The organism is Bacillus sp. AK031 (genome assembly GCF_053903065.1).
Window position 1 is genome coordinate 370,454 of record NZ_CP096424.1, and the last position, 20,664, is coordinate 391,117.

The following is a 20,664-nucleotide window of genomic DNA, read 5'->3' on the forward strand; positions in this document are numbered from 1 at the left end:
CGGGATGTCAAATCAGATGAAGTTGTACTTTACGATCTTCAACTGACTGAGTATATAAATAGGAAAGTATCGTTCTTAAATTGATTCATAAACAACCACTTATATCTCAAGAAGAAATGAAAAATATCTATGACACGTTTTTGAAGGCCAACATTACTTATCCTATTATACGAGAAAAGCATATAGCTAAAATTGAAGGACCAAACAACTGCTTCTAAAGATATCAATGAATATAAGTGTTCTGTATGTGGTACTTCTGTTTCAGAAAAGGTAAAGCGTTATTGTGATTCTGTTAAAAGATTTGAGGGAAAATTTTTTTGTTACTAACACCCCAAAAATGTAGGTTAAAGTTAAAAAGCCTGTAAATTTATGGCGAGGGAGTAATCAAGTGTCTAAGAGTCAGAGAAAATCTATATCCAGTACTATTTCAGGAATAATGTTAATTGGCTTTTTATCTTTATATTGATTTGTATTGGACTCACATAGCATCTACCTGTTTTTTGGGATCATTATCTTAATACCAATATTTGGAGGAGTTGTATTTAGAGTATTACCCGCTAAAAATTATGCTTAACGGGAATAAACAAGTGATATATTCTGTAATTTACCTTGTTAATGTACTTAAGATCATAAGGCAATCCTAATGATCTTCTAATTCTGTTATACCCAAATAAAACTTCCTGTTCAGGTCATAGTAATCATCCAAGTGATATGGAGCTTTAATCTCCTAATAGTGTTGATGAACCATATCTTCTATATAACCTTCAACGATATATTCTATTTTAGGCTAAACCAGTTCTTTCTTATTATCAAGTACTTCCTTTATATCGGAAATTTGTTACAGGGTAAGTCCATTATAGCCATCTCCTGGATAGTATCCCTGATGCATAATATCAAGTATGGGTATATATTACACGAAGAGTATCCTCTACATACTTATATGAAGATATCATTCTTTCGCGAATAAAAGAGAAAAAAAATATTAGCTATGGCAGTTAAAATTGCAGTTAGGATGATGATTGATATTTGGTTTGACATTGGCTTAGTCCCCTTTTAATTAACTCCCTTCATTATTAAAGAATTATCAGCTTCTTTCTACTACATTTTAAATATTTTGAACTAAAATACGGTAATAGTTTGCACTAAGTAATTAGCTGTCCTTTGAGATTGGAAATATACTCTGAAAGGGGTAATATAATACCGGGTTCTTGCCCATTTAAGTAAATCAGAAAAAGCAAAAGATTGATTTCTCTTTTAGAGGTAGATACCGAGAGTTATTAAGGAAACCAGTTTCGAAGGTATTTTATGGATACTACATCAATTAATACTTGATTTTTCATAAATTTAAACGCCAGATTTTCTAGAGTTAAAGGCTTAATATCAATAAATTTCAAACAAACCCAAAATTGACTAATCTGAAAATTTAAATTACAATAAAAGTGTGAATTTTATGCAAATAGTCCTAAATTTGTATAAAATAACAATAATCTTTTAGGGGGTATTTAGTAGGTGAAGAATTTCAAAAAGATCTTCTTAGGTCTGGTAATCTTCTTGCTGGCCTTTGGCAACGTTGCCATGGGTGCTGCCAGTGCAGCTGTCGGTAAGAGTTTGCTGGAAAACAGCCAGAAGGCAGAAAAGTCGCTGGTTAAGTCGTTTGCTAAGCAAGGTGGGGACGAGGAGTACAACCCAGGGGACAAAGTCCGTGTCATCGTCGAGTTAAAAGATGAACCGGCAATGTTCGCTGCACAAAGTACAGGAAAGAGTTACAGTGATCTATCTGAATCTAGTAAACAGGAATTAAGAAATAAGGCACTTGATGCTCAATCTAAAGTAAAGCTGGACATTAAGAAGGCTGCTATTCCGATGGAGTACAAAGAAAGCTTTACTACTGTTGTAAATGGATTCAGTGGTGAGGTTACATACAAATCCATCGAAGTCATCAAAAGTCTTTCAAATGTAGAAAATGTTTATGTTTCTCATGAGTATGAAAGACCTGAAGAAGAGCCTGAAATGCTTTATAGTAAAGAACTTGTCAATGCACAGCAGACTTGGCAGGACTATGGCTATGAAGGTGAAGGTATGACAGTAGCTGTTATTGATACAGGAATCGACCCTTCTCACCGCGATATGGTGTTGAGTGAGGATACTGAACCTGAATTATCTCAGCAGGCTGTTGAAGAAATGGTTGATGAAAAGAACCTTTTAGGGAAATATTACACTGAAAAGGTTCCATATGCATACAACTATGCAGACCAAAACAATCAGATTCTTGACATCGGTCCAGACGCAAGCATGCATGGTATGCACGTTGCCGGTACTGTTGGTGCCAACGGTGATGAAGAGAACGGTGGTCTTAAAGGTGTAGCTCCAGAAGCGCAAATTCTGGGAATGAAAGTATTTGGAAATGATCCTGAAATGCCTTCTACATGGAGTGATATCTATGTAAAAGCAATTGATGAAGCAATTATTCTTGGTGCTGATGTTATCAACATGAGTTTAGGTTCTACAGCGAGCTTCGTATCTCCTGAAGATCCTGAGCAAAAAGCAGTGGCAAGAGCAGTTGAAAATGGTGTAATGATGGCAATCTCTGCAGGTAACTCTGACAGATTTGGTTCTGGCCATGCCAATCCATATGCTAGCAACCCTGATATCGGGTTAGTCGGAGCTCCTGGACTTGCTGGTGAATCATTACAGGTTGCTTCTTTTGAGAATGAATACCTTGATTTGGATGGCTTCAATGTCAAGATTGATGGAGAAGATAGTGAAGCTGTAGCGTTCCTATCTGCGAGCTCTGTCGATCCTAGTTCATTAGGAGAAGGTTACTTTGAAATTGTAGACGCCGGCTTGGGTAGGGTTCCTGGTGATTCAGATGTCGCACCTGATGCAAATGACTTTGAGGGTGTAGATCTTGAAGGGAAGATTGCATTTATCCAACGTGGAGAATCTGCATTCGTAGATAAGACGTTAAATGCCCAAGAGCGTGGAGCAGTTGGGGTTATTATCTATAATAATGTCTCAGGATATATCAGCATGGCATCAAGTGCAGAAATCACAATTCCTCAATTAGCGATTTTAAAATCGACGGGAGAGGAGTTAAAAGCTGCTCTTGATGAAGGTAAAAAAGTAGAAATTGCTTTCCAGGGAGAAAAGGTTACTTCACTAAATCCTGAACATACAAGTCTCTCTGCATTCACTTCATGGGGAGTTACACCGAATTTAGATTTCAAACCTGAAATCACTGCACCAGGTGGTAATATTTTATCAACTTTAAATGATGATCAGTACGGGTTGATGAGTGGTACTTCTATGGCAGCTCCTCACGTTGCTGGTGGATCAGCACTTGTTATGCAAAGAGTAGATGAAGATTTTGGACTTTCTGGTTCAGAAAGAGTCAATATGGCAAAGAATATTCTTATGAATACTTCCAAGCCGCAAATGGATACAGGTCTATACAACGATTACTATCAAGTTGGAATTCCGTATTCACCACGCCGTCAAGGTTCTGGGCTAATGGATCTTCATGCTGCGATGAGTACTCCGGTTGTAGCGGTTGAATCAGAATCCGGAATTGGTAAGGTCGCACTAAAGGAAATAGACAATAGTGCTACTTTCAAACTTGAATTAACAAACTACAGCGATAAAAATACTGTTTATAAAACTAGTGGTACAGTGCAAACTGATTTAGTTGAGGAAGGTGCCAACTTAGTTGAAACAGGTGGTATCTTCAAAGAAGGTACTATTACAGGTGATGCTCCTTATTTGGGAGAATATCCAATTGACATTACTTCTGAAAACGGAAGTGAAGTAAATGGAGAGTATGTTGTTCTGGTACCTGCCAATGAAACAGTTGAGGTTGAAGTAACAGTTGATTTGACTGATGGTGTTGACTGGTATTACAATGCTCCACTAGAAGAAATTTTTGAAAATGGATACTTCGTAGAAGGTTTCGTAACTTTCACTGACGTTAACGATGTCAACCCTGAATTAACAGTACCGTACGTAGGTTTCAACGGTGACTGGGATCAGGCTCCAATCGTTGATGAAACAATCTATGAAGACAATTCTTTCTATAATGAAACAGGACTTGTTTCTCCAGAAGGAAATGAATATCATTTCTTAGGAACTAACCCAGTTTCAGAAGAAGCTTTCGGTGATAAGGTTGCGATTTCTCCAAACGGAGACGGAGTACAAGATGTCGTTCTTCCTTCTCTATCTTTCTTGAGAAATGCCGAGCATGTGAAGTTCAAGGTTCTGGATGGAAATGAAGATGAGATCCTGACTCTTCGCACTCAAAATCAAGTACGTAAACATTACTATGACGGCGGAGCAGGAGCAAAACATACTGACTTCACAGGCGCTGCTTGGGATGGTAAGTTCAAAGGTAATGTACTGGAAGACGGTATGTACTACTATGAAATTGAGTCTGTGATCGATTATACAGATGCTGTTTGGCAGTCTAAGCTGATCCCATTCTATATCGATACGAAAAACCCTTCTGTAACAGCTTCTTATGATGCTGATATGAAAACTGTTTCTTGGACTGCAGAAGATCAAGGTGTAGGAGTTTCTCATTTTGATATTCTTGTAGATGGCAAGAGTGTATTGGAAAAACCATTGGCTTCAGACCAAACAGAATATGTCCTTGAAGGTGTAAAGGACGCTAAATTCGTGAAAGTCGTTGCTGTAGACTGGGCAGGAAACACAGCTGCTGACACAGTAGGCGAAGACACTACTATTCCTTTCGTTATTGCAACTGCTCCAGCAGCACTTGGAATCAGCAGTGAAAGAATTGTAGCTGTTAGAGGATATGTCACTGATTCATCTTCTGTTGAGAAACTGACAATCAACGGTAAGGATACGACTCTTACTTGGAACACAACTGAAAAACGTTATGAGTTCAATACTACTGTTGAATTCAAGTCTGACGGCGTACAGGAAATCCGTTTCATTGGAACTGACTCTGAAGGAAATGAAATCTCCTTCTTGAGAAAAGTATTCATCGATTCTGCAAAACCTGTATTAGAAGTAGATGCTCCATTCTATACTGATAAAGATTCAGTTAACCTTGGTATTAACTTAACTGATAATTTCAGTGAGATGAGATTCTACCTTGATGGCAGTGAAAAATACTTTAAAGAATTATTAGAGCCATACGTTATGGAAACTCATAACAAATCTCTGACTGAAGAAGTTCAATTACAAGATGGTGCAAATGAGTTTGAATTGAAACTTGTTGATTTAGCTGGTAATACAACAGTTAAAAATATTACAATCTATAAAACAACTAAAGCACCAAAATCATTTAATGATCTTTACAGCACATTCTGGGCAAAAGATGCTATCGAAGCATTGAATGTTAGAGGAATCATCAATGGCTATGACAGTGGTGAATTCGGAGTTGCTGACGAAATCTCCAGAATCCAAGCTGCACAAATGATCGTTCGTGCATTGGACCTGGATACTTCTAACCGTCCAAACCCTAACTTGAAAGACGTTAAACCTGGGGACTATGGATACGACGTCATTGCTACCGTTGCTGATGAAGGAATCATGACTGGTAACGATGAAGGCAAATTTAACGTATGGGGTACGTTGACTCGTGCTCAAATGGCTAAGATCCTGGTTGAAGCATATGATCTTGAAGGTTCAGCAAAATCATCATTTAAAGATGTTCCAGCAGGCTATTGGGCTGCAGGTTATATCGATACACTAGCAGCTAATGGCATCACGACAGGATATGATGATAATACGTTCAAACCTCAAGATAAGATCACTCGCTCTCAATTTGCGATGTTCTTAGCAAGAATTTTGGACGATCGCTTTAAGTGATCTAAAAGCTATAAGAAAAAGGACACCTATCAAATAAGATAGGTGTCCTTTTTCGTCTATTTTCCATAGAAAAAGACACTGGCTTTTCCAGGGCCAGTGTCTTTCTTAGATCAAGGTTGGTAGACCAACCAAAATCTTACCGTATCCTCATCATAGCATCTATTATCAGAATATTCTTGAGTCTATAGGGGGAATATTTCTGGAATTCCTCTCTTTAGAAAGAGCTATTTTACAGGAAGGGAATAGGCAATTCCTTGGGTTTATAGTCTCTATAGGGGAACTGATAATAGATAGAATTGATGCCTACTACACAAACGAATTATTCTTTTCCGATTTATTAACAATTGCATACACAAGCCGATATAATTAGTAGAAATCATTTAAAAGCAGAGGTGATTCTTCTTGAAATTACTTAATCTTACATTCTTCGTACTGCTTACCTTGATGCTTACAGCCTGCGGAAGCAATAATGAAGGAGCTGGAAATGAAAACTCCAGTGAAACAAATGAAATTGCAAGTGTAGATGACGACGCAGAAGAAAAAACAGAAAGTGTTCAGAGTGAAGAGGAAACAATTACATTGGATGGTACATTTGTCGGTCAGGTAGATCCTCAGTCGATTGAATTCAAAACAGCTGAAGAGATCTACATACTCCAGACGATGGAGGCAGAAGTGGACTTTAATACTGTACCTGAAGGCAGCAGCGTAACAGTGGAGTTTTACGAAAACGAGGCAGGCCAAAATATTCTTAAAAACATTGAAGTCACAGAATAACAATACTCCCTTTCCTATTATGGAAGGGGATTTTTTTATGTTTTACACAAAATAAAGGGTTTGTTAGTTAATGATGTTATTATTTAGTTTAAAAGTATCCATTGGTTAACAGAGTGGATTTCTCTAATTCAACTTCTGTTAGTTATTGTCTGAACATCCTGAAATCTGATTATAAAATCAATGTTGTATTTTAAGTAGCATACTAAGGTTGATTGCACCTGGAGCGGAAATCATGCAGCACTACCTAAATAGGCTTATTAAAAACAACATTATCTTTAACACAGCCAAAATAAAAGAAGACACCAGCTTTTCCAGAGCAGGTGTCTTCTTAGCCAGGGCTGGATAACCAACCAAAGGCTTACCGTGATTTGATCATATCACTTTATGTCGTATTTTGTCGATAGGATTTTCGATCGGTATATTCAATCTACCCTCCATGACTCTCCTTGGCATTATAATCGATCCTTGAACGTTCCTGTTTACCCACCAGGTTAAACGGAGGTGGGTCTTTCGGCAGTTTTCCAAACAGCAGTCCGGGATATGGGAAGAACTTGTGCACTGTCCAGATGACTGCATAGCATAGGAACACGGTTAGAATATACCGGCCCAAAATTTCTACATGGAATAAATAATTGCTGTGAACCGGTATAATCTGGGACACTTCTCTAAGAATAAAGGGGTGAATCAAGTAAAAGCCGAAAGAATAAAGGGCGATGTTACGAACAAAGGTCATCGCTCTTTCTGATGCCTTTTTTTGAAGCCGCTCTGCTATCCTGAATAAAAAGTAACTTCCTCCTACCAAATAGGTGGTGTTTATGATTTTGTAATAGATTCCTTCGAGGTGGAAGGATTGAATTGTATATAAATGATAGTAAAGCAGCGAGATAGCTGAACCAAAAATCAAGAATACCGCTCCAAAGAACACAGTGGATACTACTTTGTTTACCTTTCGCTTCTCTTCCGCATAATGCATTCCAATCCATCCTCCCAGTAGATAAGGACCGATCAGGCTTAGGAACATCTTAAAGGAGAATAGATTGTAGGTTGAATTAATATCATAATAGGCAACCCCGATCACTATTCCAATAATCCACATGTATTTACGGAAAAAGGCCGATTTCTTTGCAAGGATCATCAAAACGGGAAACACGAGATAGAATTGTACAATCAAGAATATAAAATGAAGCTGGTAATATGACTGTCCATGAAGAATTCGATCCAGGACCTCAGAGAATACCAGTTCCCTGTTAATGGTATAGTAGGCGTAAAACTCATAAAGAACGGCCCATACAAGGTAAGGAACGACAATATATAGTACTCTTTTTTTATAGTAATCAATAAACAACGGAACCGTAAGTTTCTTTTTCGAATAGTTATAGAAGAAGACAAGTCCTGTCAGCATGATAAATATCCCGGCTTCGATTCTGATGAACCGGTTCAGGAAGTGATACTTGGCAAATGCATCGCCCTCCATCGGAAGGGTGTTATAAAAAGTGCCGGTTACATGCACCAGGACGACAAGCAGCATGGCAATCAATCTTAAAAAATATATCGATTCTATTCTATTTTTCATCGTTTTCTCCCTAATATAGTATTTTAAAGACAACCAGGTAATGAGTTGCTTTTCAAAGAACCATCTTAGATACCCGGGATTTATCATTCTTATCCTAACATAAAAAGGGATTCACTTACAAAAAATGCAAAATAGATATGTAGTGCACAAATAATAAAGAACCTTCACTGATAAAGAGAAGGTTCTGAATCTATTAATAGTAGGAGTACTCCGAAAGAACCTCGCTTGTGGTCATCTTTTTAAAATATTCATCCTTTTCGATAGGAACACCTTGATAGTAGGGACCAAGTTTAAACCTATTCCTGTACTCAACTCCGTCATTTACTTCAGAATCAGTCATAAAGACATGGTTAGAATAGGCAGGGAAGTAGTAGTGAAGCCAAGGGTCATCACTCTGGGAAATTGTTTTATTCTCCCCATAAATATCCCCGCTGAAGTCATAGACAAAACTGTCGATGACGCTTTGCGGAAATGAGGTAAACGTTCTGTAGTTGATGAATGCGACTTCACCAGAAGGGTCGAAATAAACATCCAGGACGTCATCAAATAGTGGTGATGGATTATAGAAGTAAATTTCACCAGGGTTCATTTCACTAGGACTGACACTATCCGGATTGCCCAGCTGTTTTATAACCTCACTTTTTTGGCTGCCCAAGGTGATACCGTGAAAATAAACGCTGCCGTTCCGATAAGTAATGTCGATTTCAGGATTTCTGAAATCGTTATTGATTTGCCGGGCAAGGAAGACTGAAAAGTGCTGGCGTGAAATGACTTCCTGGGGACGGAAGGTATTGTTGTCATAGCCTGTTGTGATTCTGTGGTGGATCAGCGTACTTATATGTCCATATGCCCAATGAGATTTCAATACATCGGAAAAGTTGGCAGAGTTACTGCCGGTAAGGTCATATGCTTTAACAATGATTTTGGCCATTTGTCCCCTTGTTAAGGAGCCCCATGTGTCAAAGTATTTACTTCCATCTTCTGCTGTTTTTCCTCCGATCCAGCCCATCTCAACGGCTTTGGCTACCTCTTCATACCCATAATCGCCTTTGTTGATATCGGTGAATCCTGGATCCGGGACATCAGAAAAATCCTTAATGCCTTTTTCTCTCAATATTATTTGAATAGCCTGAACCCTTCTGACTGGATCCCACGGTTTGAAAATGTCGCCATAACCTTCGATAATCTCTAAATCTGCTAAATAATTGATTTCTCCTTTATATAGATGTACATCATTAAAATTTCCTCTAGCATTGGGTGAAAGGCTAAAAGAAAATAGTAGTCCGATAGTAAAGAAAAGAATAAATATGGTTTTTTTCATTTGTTTCCCTCCTCATTTTAGCATACCCACAAAAAGGAAATATATGACTGGTTTTCTATTTAAATAGTAAATTGTATAAGGTGACAATTGGACAGTGTTAGGTGAAACTTTAGTGGTTAGGGATACGTCAAATGAGGTTCTGGACGAGAAATTTTTAGGGTTGTTTTAATTTTATTATCTTGATGCTTTCTGTGAAACGTGTTCCTATAGAGAAGCAGGAGAGCAACCAAAAGATCATTGCAAGCGAAAAGCAGCTTCCATAAAACTTTAATATGTGTGCGATTCAGAGACAGGATTCTCTTGGTTTTGATACTTAGTGAGGAAAATGGAAAATAGGCAGAAGTATGAAGGTATCTGGGATTATTCAATAGAAGTGAGCCTGCACCAGAAGTGGATTTAGAAGAACGGTGATTCTGCTCGCTTTAAATGAATCGGGCAGCTGCCCGTATGAATCAGAAAGTACAGAGCTTATGATGAAATAAGGAGACGCTCGAGGTCTATCTGGATGGGCCGGATAGTGACTGTAGCAGATGCGACAGTGAGAACATTTGTCATAAAGCTTGATAGTGAATCGGCACGAGAACTTAACAAAGTAAGGATCGACCAGTAGGATACAGTTACTGTCTTGTCTTTAGAAAGGTAAATGGAAAAACCCCCTGGTCTCGCTTCAGGGGGGTTCAGTTTGTTATTCTGCTGGCAGATAGTTGTATATCTTCCATTTCCCGCCGTCATCTTTTTTCAGTGAAAACGTTCCGGAATAGTCTATGATATCAGTATAGTCTACTTCGCCGTCATAGTAGTAGGTTTCTCTGTAAGAAAGTCCATCTACACTAACAGAAGAATAGCGGTTATTCAGCCTTTCTGCAGATACAGTGAATTCGCCGACAGGCTCCATGGTCACTTTATCTTGTGTTCCGGCTGATTCTTCCACCCATGACAGGCTCTCAAGGGAGATTGTTTTGTAATAACCGGTTGCATCGGCAGTGTAAAGTTCTCTAAGAGCCGTATAGTTTTCATCAATAGAATATTGGCGTTCTTGATTGAAGTGATTTGTTACCATATTAATAATGTCCTGCTCGGAAGGAAGGCTGCTTGTTTCCTGGCGCAGTGCACGGTGGATCATGACGATTCCTTGAGCTCTTGTAGCGAGGTTTCTTGGTTTAAACAGGGTATCGTACCCTTTAATGATGCCATTTGCAGAAGATTGGCTGATTTCATTCTCAGCCCAGTATCCGGCAGGGACATCCGTGAAGTTCTTCCCGTTTGCATTAAAGGCAATTGAATTTTTGAAGGCCCGGTGTATCATCACGGCCATTTGTTCGCGATTGATTTTATGATTAGGGTCGAAGCGTCCGTCTCTTCCTGTAATGATCCCGTGGCTGTTGGCAATTCCGACATAGGGATAGAACCAGTCAGAAGTCTTGACGTCAGAGAATGTCTGCGGTGTTCCTTTTGGTTTCAATCCAAGTGCATTGACAATCATTTTAGTGAACTGTGCCCGTGTAATCTGGTTTTCCGGATTAACATATACCACCGGGTAGCCTTCTTCATGCATGCTTACAGACCCGTCAATGATATTAGCTGACATAAAGTCATCAATCTCTGAAAACGCCCAGTTGTCCCAAGAGTCTTCCGGGAAATATAAATGTAATTCTTTTTCTTCAGCAGTTGCCGACATCGGGATCAGAGCTGCTCCCAGCAGTAAAACGAACAATAAGCGCAATGTTTTCACTTATTTACTTCTCCTCTCAAAATCATAAAATAAAAACCTAAAATGATTTTACTTTACCGGGAGAAAAATAGATAGATAGAAATATATGGATTTGAAAATATTTTTTTTCTGAAATGAGCACCATAAAGTGGACCCTTGTTTTCCGTTATTGACGTTCGCTTATATCGCAAGAGCCAAAGCCTTTCTGTTCCATCACTTTTTTATTCGTTTCCAAGTAGTCTAAGAATAAAAAAGAAGACAGGCTTTATAAAAAACTGTCTCCTTTTTTGTCATTATTTAATGAAATACAAGGCTAATACTTTAGCAGCCTGTCCGCGTGTGGAGCCTTCTCTCGGCTTGAAAGAGTCCCCATATCCGATGACATATCCTATTTCAGCTGCGGCATTGATAGCCGCCTGCATCTCATAGTTGTAAATATCTATATCTTTGAATCTATTTTCTTCAACAGGTACATAGACTTCCCCGTTCTCATACTCATATGCACGCATTAGCATTGTAACCATTTGTGCTCTTGTAATCGGCTTGTTGGGTTCGAAAGTATCCGGGTTGACTCCTTCAATGATTCCAGCTTCATAAGCTGCCGCGATCTCCGCTTGTGTTTCTTCTTTCAGGTCCACTGTATCTTTAAACGGAGCAGCATCATTTGCTTCAAGCTCAAGGGCACGTGTAAGCATGGAAGCAAATTGAGCGCGCGTTAAAAATCCTTGAGGATCGAAATAATCAGGTGTCTTTCCTTTGACAATTCCATTATGCGCCAGGTCGAAGATGTACGAGTTAGCCCAGTGGCTAAGAGGCACATCCATGAATGTATCGGAAACCTGCATAATGCGTCCTTCTGCTTTCCAGTCGATCGGAGACTCCAACTGTTTTACAAAATCCGCCGTTGCATCTGAATCAATCGGTCCCATTTCTGTATCGCCGATTGACACTTCATGCATGCCTTTGTTCGCAAAGCTATAGTCATTTGTTGTAACCGTGAACTGGTCATCATCCCCGATTGGTGTTCCATCCGGAAGAAACATGTCTGCAATTTCACCAGTTTTTGCTTCATGATCATAGGTATAGGTATACTTGAATCCGGCAATTGAGTAATCCAGGCCATATTTTGAAATCTGGTCATTAAGGATAGTGCGAAGCCCTTCTCCATCTGTCTTGAATTTTTGAAGCATATTCTGGAATGGCTGGATTGTATAAAGCTCACCGAATGTTACTGGTCCTGCATCAAGCCCGGCACGGATTCCGCCACCGTTCATAAGTGCAAAATCAGAATTCATCGCCCATTTCATTGAATCGGCAATCATGTTGCCAAGGCCGTGATCCGCATAGGCTCTCTCGTTGAACGGGTAACGCTGGGAAACGTAATCAAACGAGCTTTCCCCGACTACTTCATTCTTAACCGGTGCAATTTCTGTTTCATATTTATCGAGGATTGCTTCAACAGCCGGATCTGCTTCAACGTCCTGGGTACTGTAAACAACCTCGGCATCTGTATTTCCACGAACGATATCGCCGGTGGTAGGGGCGATTTCGATATCTACAGCACCGAACATGTAGCCGTATTCCCAAGCCTGTATGACTGCAACATTATTACCGATAGTTGAATTGACTGTTTTATGGTTATGACCGGCAAAAATAATATCGACTTGTTCATGAAGGCCGTTTTCCCAATCGGCTACGTCCCCTGTAAGCCCTGATTCTGTTTCTTCCGCCGTGTTGTGGGCAAGGACCACAATTGACTTGACACCTTGCTGAGTAAGTTCTTCTGCATATTTGTTGATCGCTTCAAGTTCATCTGTGACTTGAAGGTTTTCATTGCCTTTTGCCTGAACCATTCCAGGTGTGGCGGTGGTAGCAACTCCAATAAATCCGATTTTTACACCGTCAACCTCTTGGATGTTGTAAGGATCCAGAATTAGTTCACCAGTGGCCTTATCATAGACATTGGCAGCGATATTAGGAAAGTTCATTCCGTCATAGCCTGCAGTCCCTTTTCCTTCCGGGTGTTCGCCGCCTTCCACCATTCGCTTGAATTCGGCAATTCCTTCATCAAACTCATGATTCCCGACTGTTCCAACATCTACCCCCATCGCTTCCATGACTTCGACGGTAGGTTCATCCTGAAAAGTAGAGGAGATCATGGGAGAGCCGCCGATCATGTCACCGGCATGAATAATAAGTGTGTTATCATTATGGGCCTCATAGTTTTTCAGGTGCGTGGCAAGATATTGCGCTCCACCGACATTTGTTTCCTTAGTATTGTCGCCATCGAGGTCTACAGAAGTAGTGGCATCAATCTGGCCATGCCAGTCATTCAGGCTGAGAAGCTGTACTTTAATATTTTCCGTTTCTGCTTTTACAAGTTTAGAAGAAAAGGGGGCAGCAAAGGCTCCGACAGATAACGCGGAAGCGACTGCTAGACTTACTATTTTTTTTGAGTTGAACATTGGATTCTCTCCTTTAAAAGTTTATTTGTAACTGTATTAAATTCTAGCAGTCTATTTTTAATAAACTGTAAATTTTCGTCGAAGGTTATGTTAAAGTTTGGAAAATAGAACAAAAGTCCTCCTGATTGAAAATAAAACTAGGTCAGAGGTTTCCCGGTTTCCATATCAAAAAAATTACAAAATAAAAGACACCTGCAAGAAAGAATCTTGAAGGTGTCTTAAATATTCATCCTCATTGAGTTTTGTTGGCCAGATAGTCGTGAGTCCTGTTCACCATTGCTGCAAACTGGGCGCGGTTGATGTTATCAACAGGCTTATAGAGTTCCTGTTTGGTGATGATTCCCAATTCGGTAAGGTTAGTTATCGGAATAAATGTTTCACTCCCGGGTGATACATCTTTGAAGTGGTGGGGAGATGCATTTATTAGTTCGGAATCTACATTTAGCGCCCTGGCTAATACAAGTGCCATCTGTCCTCGAGTCAAACTGTTCTCAGGATAGAAATGCTTATCAGGGTAGCCTTTGATGATCCCTTCACTTGATGCCGCCAGCATGGCGATATTGGAAGGGGTTATTTCCGCACCTACATCCGTGAAAGGGGAATCGAGACTCTTCAGGTCTTCCCATCTGAATAGGCGGTTCATCATCATCGTTGCATGCCGGCGGGAAATATAGTCATGTGGCCTGAAATAACCATCATCATGTCCATGAATGTACCCATTATCAGCTGCCTGGGTGATTTCATTGAACGCCCAGTAACTTGTTGGTATGTCTTTAAATCCGGGTTGAGCAGCGTCGGTGTTCAGCAAATAAGTATAGTCCATAGATGAAACGATGCCGTCGTCCACGGCAAGTGTTAAAATCTTTGTTGTTGGTTTGGAAGAAGAAGGTGAAACTACAACATCCTCCAAGTTTGAATCAATCGTCTGATGCAGAATTACCTTTTCATTGCTGAATACATATAGTTCCTCAGCTCGCAGATCCTGTGATATACCCAGTGAATAGCTGTTTTTCAGGTGCGGCTGGCCTTCTTTAGCATTCAGCCATTCCAGTTTGCTATTTTTGTGTGTTTCATAGATTTTACTGTAGTTGATCATCCCCGCACCGCTGTATATATCATATCCTTGTGTCAATATGTCATTGGTTGAATCGTACAAAGCCCCTCTTAGTCCTGTAATATCGAGTGATGGATTGTTTTCCAGGACCAGGGCTGCCGCTGCTGTCACTAACGGTGTTGCCATTGATGTACCTGTCAGCTCTTTATAGGAATTGTTCGTAAACGTACTCAGAATCCCTTCCCCTGGAGCGCTGATATCTACTTCCCAGCCAAAGTCGGAGTTTGCTACTCTATTCATTTTTTCATTTAAAGCCGATACTGCCATGACAAAAGGATAGGAGGCAGGATAGACGGATTCTGTTGATGTATTGTAGTTCCCTGCTGCTGCTATCACTAAAACCTGGTTAAGGTAAGCTTTCTTGATGGTGTTTTCCAACATGAGGGTTGTCCCGCGGCCGGCAAGGCTTAAATTTACAATATCAACATTCATTTCTATGGCGTCTTCAATGGCCTGGCTGATTTCAAAATCTCCGCCAAGTCCATCATCATTCAGTACTTTGAATGGAATGATATCGAGAGGGGCATTGCCGCTGGTTCCGGAAACCCCGATTCCATTATTGCTGCAGGCTCCAATAATGCCGGCAACATGAGTCCCGTGTCCATATCCGTCATAAGGAAGAGGCTGGTTTGACTTATAGTCTTTCCCTAGACTGAAGAGCAGGTTCTCGCAGAAATCTTCATGAGGCGATATTCCGGAATCCAGGACACCGACCCTTACATGGTTTACACCTGTAACCCTTTCAATAAGCGGCGCTGTTTGCCAGTCTTCATCAGTTGAAATCTTGATAGTAAGAGTTTCATATGATTGTTCTTCTATCAGCACATCCAGCTTGGAAAGAGTTCCGCTGTTTACCCCGATTGTTTTTCCTGAAGAGTCCTGAACGGTCAGGGTCCATGAGCCTCCCGGGTTTTTGAGGGTAACGGAGACGCGGTTTACCGTTTCTCCTCCTAAAGTAAAAGTAGCCGGGTGTACGGCAATAGGCTGGCCGGTATAGATGGTTGATTTTCCGGAATAAAGAAGGGGTTTATTTAAAAAAAGATTTTCATAGGAAGCAGGAAAATTTTCTCCTACCGTTTGAAAGTTTATTTTATTCAAATACCATTGTTGATTTATCAAGGGATCATTAAAAGCAAAGGAAGCAGCGTGCTTGGCATGGTTCGGTTCCACTAACTCGATATTTGGCTGGTTTGACAGGTATTGACTGCTGAGTCCTTTTGTATTTAATATTCCATCTTGGATTGATAATATATATTCGCTGTGATTATTGGCAAATTCACGGGCAGACAATTCATCAGTGAAATAAACGATTCTTTCTTCTTCATCGGCAAAAGAGGCTGGGGCGGACATGAAATAAAATCCAAGAAATATAACAAAACAAACAATTGATTTACTCAAAAAATACACTCCTCATAAGTCACACCTGTTTAGTCAATATATCGGTTAAAAGGAAGAATTTATTTAACAAGACGGCATTCCTTCAATGGTGAAAATTGGCCGGATTTATTGGTTTGTTCAAACGTCTCAAGTTGAATTACTGATGAAGTGCAGAGGAACTTACCTTTACACTTTTTTCTTCCTTTCTACTATCTTACTATTTTTAATAGTAGAAAAGATTAAAAGTTATATGTGGAAAAAATTACATGTTTAATAGAAGGATTATTTATTAATCTTTTGAAAACATTGCCGATATAGAAAATGACAGGATTTGCATATAACAGCGCAGGCTTGTCGAAATAAGGCAGTGAAGGGAGTTTATTGAATGTCGTCGAAATGGACGAAAGTTCTAGCTATGTTCTTACTAATTGGCGGGTTTGCTTTAGGGATAAACGGCAAAGCTGAAGCGGGTGGTTTGTTCAGCGATATTGGGACAAGTTACTGGGCTCAGCAGGAGATTGAATACTTATATTCTTTGGAGGTCATCCAGGGGTACGATTATTCAAATGGTACATTTTTTAAGCCGGAGAATAATGTAACAAGGGCGCAGGCTGCCAAAATGCTTGTCATTGCGAAAGGACAAACGGAGTTAAAGCCGGGCAAAGCCAGATTCTCAGACGTTCCAGTAAATCACTGGGCTTCAGGCTGGATTGAAAGAGCTGTACAGCTCGGGTATTTCCAAGGTAAAAATGACGGTAACTTTGACCCTGAAGGATCTTTGACAAGGTCACAAATGAGTAAGATTGTAGCTAAGGCTTTTGGATTGAATTGGGAAGCATCTTCTGAAAAGGCCATTATCTTTAATGATATTACACCGGATTTCTGGGCGGCAGGCTATATCAATGCCCTGTTTTATAACGGGATTACAAATGGCGAGGTTGAAAATTACAGGCCGCAGGAACATACAACACGTGCACAGTTCTCAGTCTTTTTGAGCCGTGCCTTAAGTGAAAAGTTCAAGCTGCAGCTGGGTGAAACCGCGGTTGCCCAAGGGAAAGTGACTTCTGATACATTAAACGTACGATCTTCACCAACAACGGGCTCCTCGATTTTGGGCCGCCTTTATCAGGGAGATGTTGTTAAGATCAATTCCATTGATGGTTATTGGGCATCCATCCAGTTTAATGGAAGAACAGCCTATGTGCATAAGACGTATCTTAAATTAACGAACCTTAACAGCAGCCCTCTGAAGAACAGGATCATAGTTGTCGATGCAGGCCACGGAGGCAAGGATCCCGGAGCGGTAAATGGTTCGGTATATGAACGTGATATTGTCATGGATGTAACCGACCGCCTGGCAAGAAAGCTTGAAGCTGCAGGTGCACGAGTTATGAAGAGCAGAAGCAGCAACTCTGAATTTCTATCTTTGGAAGAGCGTGTCCAGTACTCAGAAGGCAAATATGCCGAAATGTTCGTAAGCGTCCATGTGAATGCAGCACTTTCCGAAGCAGCCAAAGGGGCAGAAACGTATTATAATGACAGTCAAAATGACAATGGTACGGAGAGCTATTATTTGGCAAGAGAAATACAAGAAGAGATTGCAAGCATGGTCAATATGTATGACCGGGGAGTTAAAGATGGTGAATGGTATGTGATCAAGTACCAGGAAATACCTGCTGTGCTAGTGGAATTAGGGTTCATTTCCAATAACGGTGATCTTGCCAAACTTACTTCTTCACAATACAAAGAACTGTATGCGGAAGCGATTTACAGGGGAATTGTTAATTACTATAGCCAGTAATAAAAGAAAAGCCGGGCAAGGGAAAATGAAAATTCCCTCCCGGCTTTTTATTACTTTATTCTCCAGATTGCATGTGCTACTCTTTATAAGATACGAAATGAAATGATTTACTATAAATGAAATGACAGGTGTAAGGATATGAATATAGGAATAGTAGGTAATTATGGACATGATAATAATGGCGACGAAGCTATATTGGAGGGGATCCTCTTGCAGCTTCGTGAAGAATACGGACTGAAGAAAGAGGAGACTGTGATTTTCAGTAATAATCCTGAAAATACTGAAGCCCGCTATGATATCAAGTCTGTTTACCTGATTAAAAAAAGAGGCTCATTTCTGAAGTCGGTTCTCGCTACCATCCGTCAGCATATTCAGGTTGTACGTTCCCTGGATGTTCTTATCATGGGAGGAGGCGGCGTACTGATGGATATGTTTAAAAGGGATGCTCCCTTATACAGTACGCTGGTATTCATTGCCCGGATGTTTAACTGTAAGATTGTTATTTATGGAGTGGGAGCGGGGCCGATCAATACCGCGCTTGGCAAAACGCTCATTTCCGGAATGGCAAAAGCGTCATCTGTGATTGCTGTCAGGGACGCCGACTCTAAAGCTCTATTGAACTCGATAGGAATAAAAAAACAGATAGAAGTCATACCTGACCCTGCGCTGGCACTGGGAGGAAAAAACACGAGAGAAAAAACCGATCAAATTACAAAGGTTGGCGTTACGGCTGTTCCTTACTATAGTGCAGCTTATTGGCCTGTAAGTGATGAACAGGTGTATGCGAGCTATACCAACAATCTAGCTCGCTGCCTGGATGAAATAGTTGGTGACCATGGAGCAGAAATCACATTTTTCTCTACCAAATACCCCCAGGATGTCCAGGTGACGAAAGATATCCTTGGAAAAATGATGAAGCAGTCATCTGCTGTTGTTATAGAAGATAACCTTCATCCACAACAGCTTCTCGAGATCTCGAAAAACCTGGATGTGGTCATTGGAACACGGCTCCATTCAGTGATCCTGGCGGTTGCAGCCGGCACTCCTGTTATTGGAATCGGTTACCATCATAAAGTAGAAGCCTTCATGAAGAGAATAGACCGTACGGACATGTTTGTTTCACTTTCAGAGCTTGAAGATGCCGGGTGTTTATCCAGCAAGGTCTCCCTGTTGGCTGGAGAATGGGAGAGCGTCCAGGAAAGCGCTGAAATGCTCTCCAGTAAACTGAAGGGTGAGACAGAAGATGCCAGAAGGCTGCTGGATAAAGTTATTGATAGATGAGCCGATTGCCTTCATGAATGGCAAATTGTTAGGTACCGTTCTACAGATTCCGGAAGGTAAGCTTCCATGGCACCTTAGTAGCATTGTGATAGATTAGAAACACCTTATTCCAAGTGTTGAATAGAATTAACAGGGTAATAATTAGGTGAACACCCTACTATTGAATGAGAATACTGAGAGCTGGGTAATACTCAGAAAGAACCCCATCACCGGTTTATGGATAAATGTTATAGGGTGATGAACCATTAAAGCATCTTGCATGAGTGTATGAGAGGTTGCCTGCTTTACTGTTTGATTATAGAAGTTTTAATTAGCTGCTTTGACAGCCTGCTATTAAAAAACAGTTTTAGTAGTAAGGAAATTAGGTAATTGTGGTAAAATAGAACAATACCTGTTATCAAAGCATGATTTTCAGATAAATAATATTTTCCTACTGGAGGGTAGGAGTTCTATGAAAAAGAGAGTTTTATTTATATCATCATTGGGAGGACATCTGACTCAGCTACTGCAGCTAAAGCCGCTTTTTGATGCCTACGACTACCATATCATCACGGAAAAATCGGTCATTACAGAAGAGTTGAGCGAGAAATACTCGATGTCTTTTCTTGTTTATGGAGCAAGAAATTATCCCTTTAAATACTTTTTTAAATTTACATTTAATATATTGAAATCTTTCTACTTCTTCATGAAATTCAAGCCGGATGTCGTTGTCACAACCGGTGCCCATACAGCGGTTCCGATGTGTTATATTGCAAAGCTTTTCGGGAAAAAAGTCGTTTTTATTGAAAGTTTTGCCAAAACTTCTACACCAACGCTTTCAGGCAAGATGGTTTATCCGATTGCGGACCTGTTCATTATTCAGTGGGAAGGGATGAAGAAGCATTATCCAAACGCGGTGCTGGGAGGGTCAATCTATTGATATTAGTTGTATTGGGCACACATGAATTGCCGTTCACCAGGCTTCTGATGGAGATCGAGGTGCTGATAGAAGACGGCACCATTGAAGATGAAGTCATCGTCCAAGTGGGGCATACTCCATACAGAAGTGAGAATATGACGTTTATTCCATTCATGACTTATTCGGAGATGGAAGACCTTTATGAGAAAGCCCGGCTGATAATCACCCATGGAGGCACTGGATCGATAACATCAGGTGTGAAAATGGGTAAAAAAATGATTGCCTCACCCCGCTGGCAGAGGCACGGCGAACATAATGATGATCACCAGCTTGAAATCGTGCGCCAGTTCTATGACTCGGGCTATATCCTTTACTGGGATGAAGGGATGAACCTTAAAGAGATTGTCAGACAGGCGGAATCTTTTCAACCGAAAAAATTTATAAGCGGCCAGGAAAAAATCATTTCGATACTGGATGATTTTATCCTGAACAATGGTTGAATCCAGAGAGCCGGTGTTAT

At 40.3% G+C, this 20,664-nt stretch carries 11 protein-coding genes; 6 read left to right on the forward strand and 5 right to left on the reverse strand.

Translation table 11 applies throughout. From position 1 onward, the window contains the following. Positions 1-1,509 precede the first annotated feature (1,509 nt). Positions 1,510-5,829 carry a S8 family serine peptidase gene (locus M1E09_RS01770; RefSeq protein ID WP_456273195.1) on the forward strand — a complete coding sequence of 1,440 codons (4,320 nt, stop codon included), beginning with the start codon at positions 1,510-1,512 and terminating at the stop codon, positions 5,827-5,829. 402 nt (positions 5,830-6,231) lie between these two features. Then, positions 6,232-6,603, forward strand: coding sequence for a hypothetical protein (locus M1E09_RS01775; protein WP_456273196.1), 372 nt, complete (start codon positions 6,232-6,234; stop codon positions 6,601-6,603). 427 nt (positions 6,604-7,030) lie between these two features. On the opposite strand, the gene M1E09_RS01780 is transcribed toward M1E09_RS01775, so the two are convergent. The 5 genes from M1E09_RS01780 to M1E09_RS01800 form a co-directional block, all read right to left on the reverse strand. Then, on the reverse strand, positions 7,031-8,176 hold the full coding sequence (locus tag M1E09_RS01780; protein ID WP_456273197.1) for an acyltransferase: 1,146 nt from the start codon (positions 8,174-8,176) through the stop codon (positions 7,031-7,033). A gap of 193 nt (positions 8,177-8,369) precedes the next feature. Further along, on the reverse strand, positions 8,370-9,497 hold the full coding sequence (locus M1E09_RS01785) for an S-layer homology domain-containing protein (RefSeq protein WP_456273198.1): 1,128 nt from the start codon (positions 9,495-9,497) through the stop codon (positions 8,370-8,372). 685 nt (positions 9,498-10,182) lie between these two features. Continuing rightward, entirely contained in the window at positions 10,183-11,229 is a 1,047-nt protein-coding gene (locus M1E09_RS01790; protein ID WP_456273199.1) for an S-layer homology domain-containing protein, read from the reverse strand. A gap of 272 nt (positions 11,230-11,501) precedes the next feature. After that, positions 11,502-13,673: a 5'-nucleotidase C-terminal domain-containing protein gene (locus M1E09_RS01795; protein ID WP_456273200.1), complete on the reverse strand. Its 2,172-nt coding sequence runs from the start codon at positions 13,671-13,673 to the stop codon at positions 11,502-11,504. Between the two features lie 232 nt (positions 13,674-13,905). Next, positions 13,906-16,185: a S8 family peptidase gene (locus tag M1E09_RS01800; protein WP_456273201.1), complete on the reverse strand. Its 2,280-nt coding sequence runs from the start codon at positions 16,183-16,185 to the stop codon at positions 13,906-13,908. 364 nt (positions 16,186-16,549) lie between these two features. Here M1E09_RS01800 and M1E09_RS01805 point away from each other — a divergent pair, with 364 nt between their 5' ends. The 4 genes from M1E09_RS01805 (at position 16,550) to pssE (ending at position 20,644) form a co-directional block, all read left to right on the forward strand. After that, positions 16,550-17,965, forward strand: a complete 1,416-nt coding sequence (locus M1E09_RS01805; protein WP_456273202.1) for an N-acetylmuramoyl-L-alanine amidase — start codon at positions 16,550-16,552, stop codon at positions 17,963-17,965. Between the two features lie 138 nt (positions 17,966-18,103). Next, the gene (locus M1E09_RS01810; protein WP_456273203.1) at positions 18,104-19,246 is read left to right on the forward strand and encodes a polysaccharide pyruvyl transferase family protein; all 1,143 of its coding nucleotides are present in this window, start codon (positions 18,104-18,106) and stop codon (positions 19,244-19,246) included. Between the two features lie 451 nt (positions 19,247-19,697). Then, positions 19,698-20,165, forward strand: coding sequence for a PssD/Cps14F family polysaccharide biosynthesis glycosyltransferase (gene pssD, locus M1E09_RS01815; protein ID WP_456273204.1), 468 nt, complete (start codon positions 19,698-19,700; stop codon positions 20,163-20,165). Next, positions 20,162-20,644: a PssE/Cps14G family polysaccharide biosynthesis glycosyltransferase gene (pssE, locus tag M1E09_RS01820; RefSeq protein WP_456273205.1), complete on the forward strand. Its 483-nt coding sequence runs from the start codon at positions 20,162-20,164 to the stop codon at positions 20,642-20,644. Before pssD ends, pssE begins: the two co-directional genes overlap by 4 nt. The last annotated feature ends 20 nt before the right edge of the window (positions 20,645-20,664 follow it).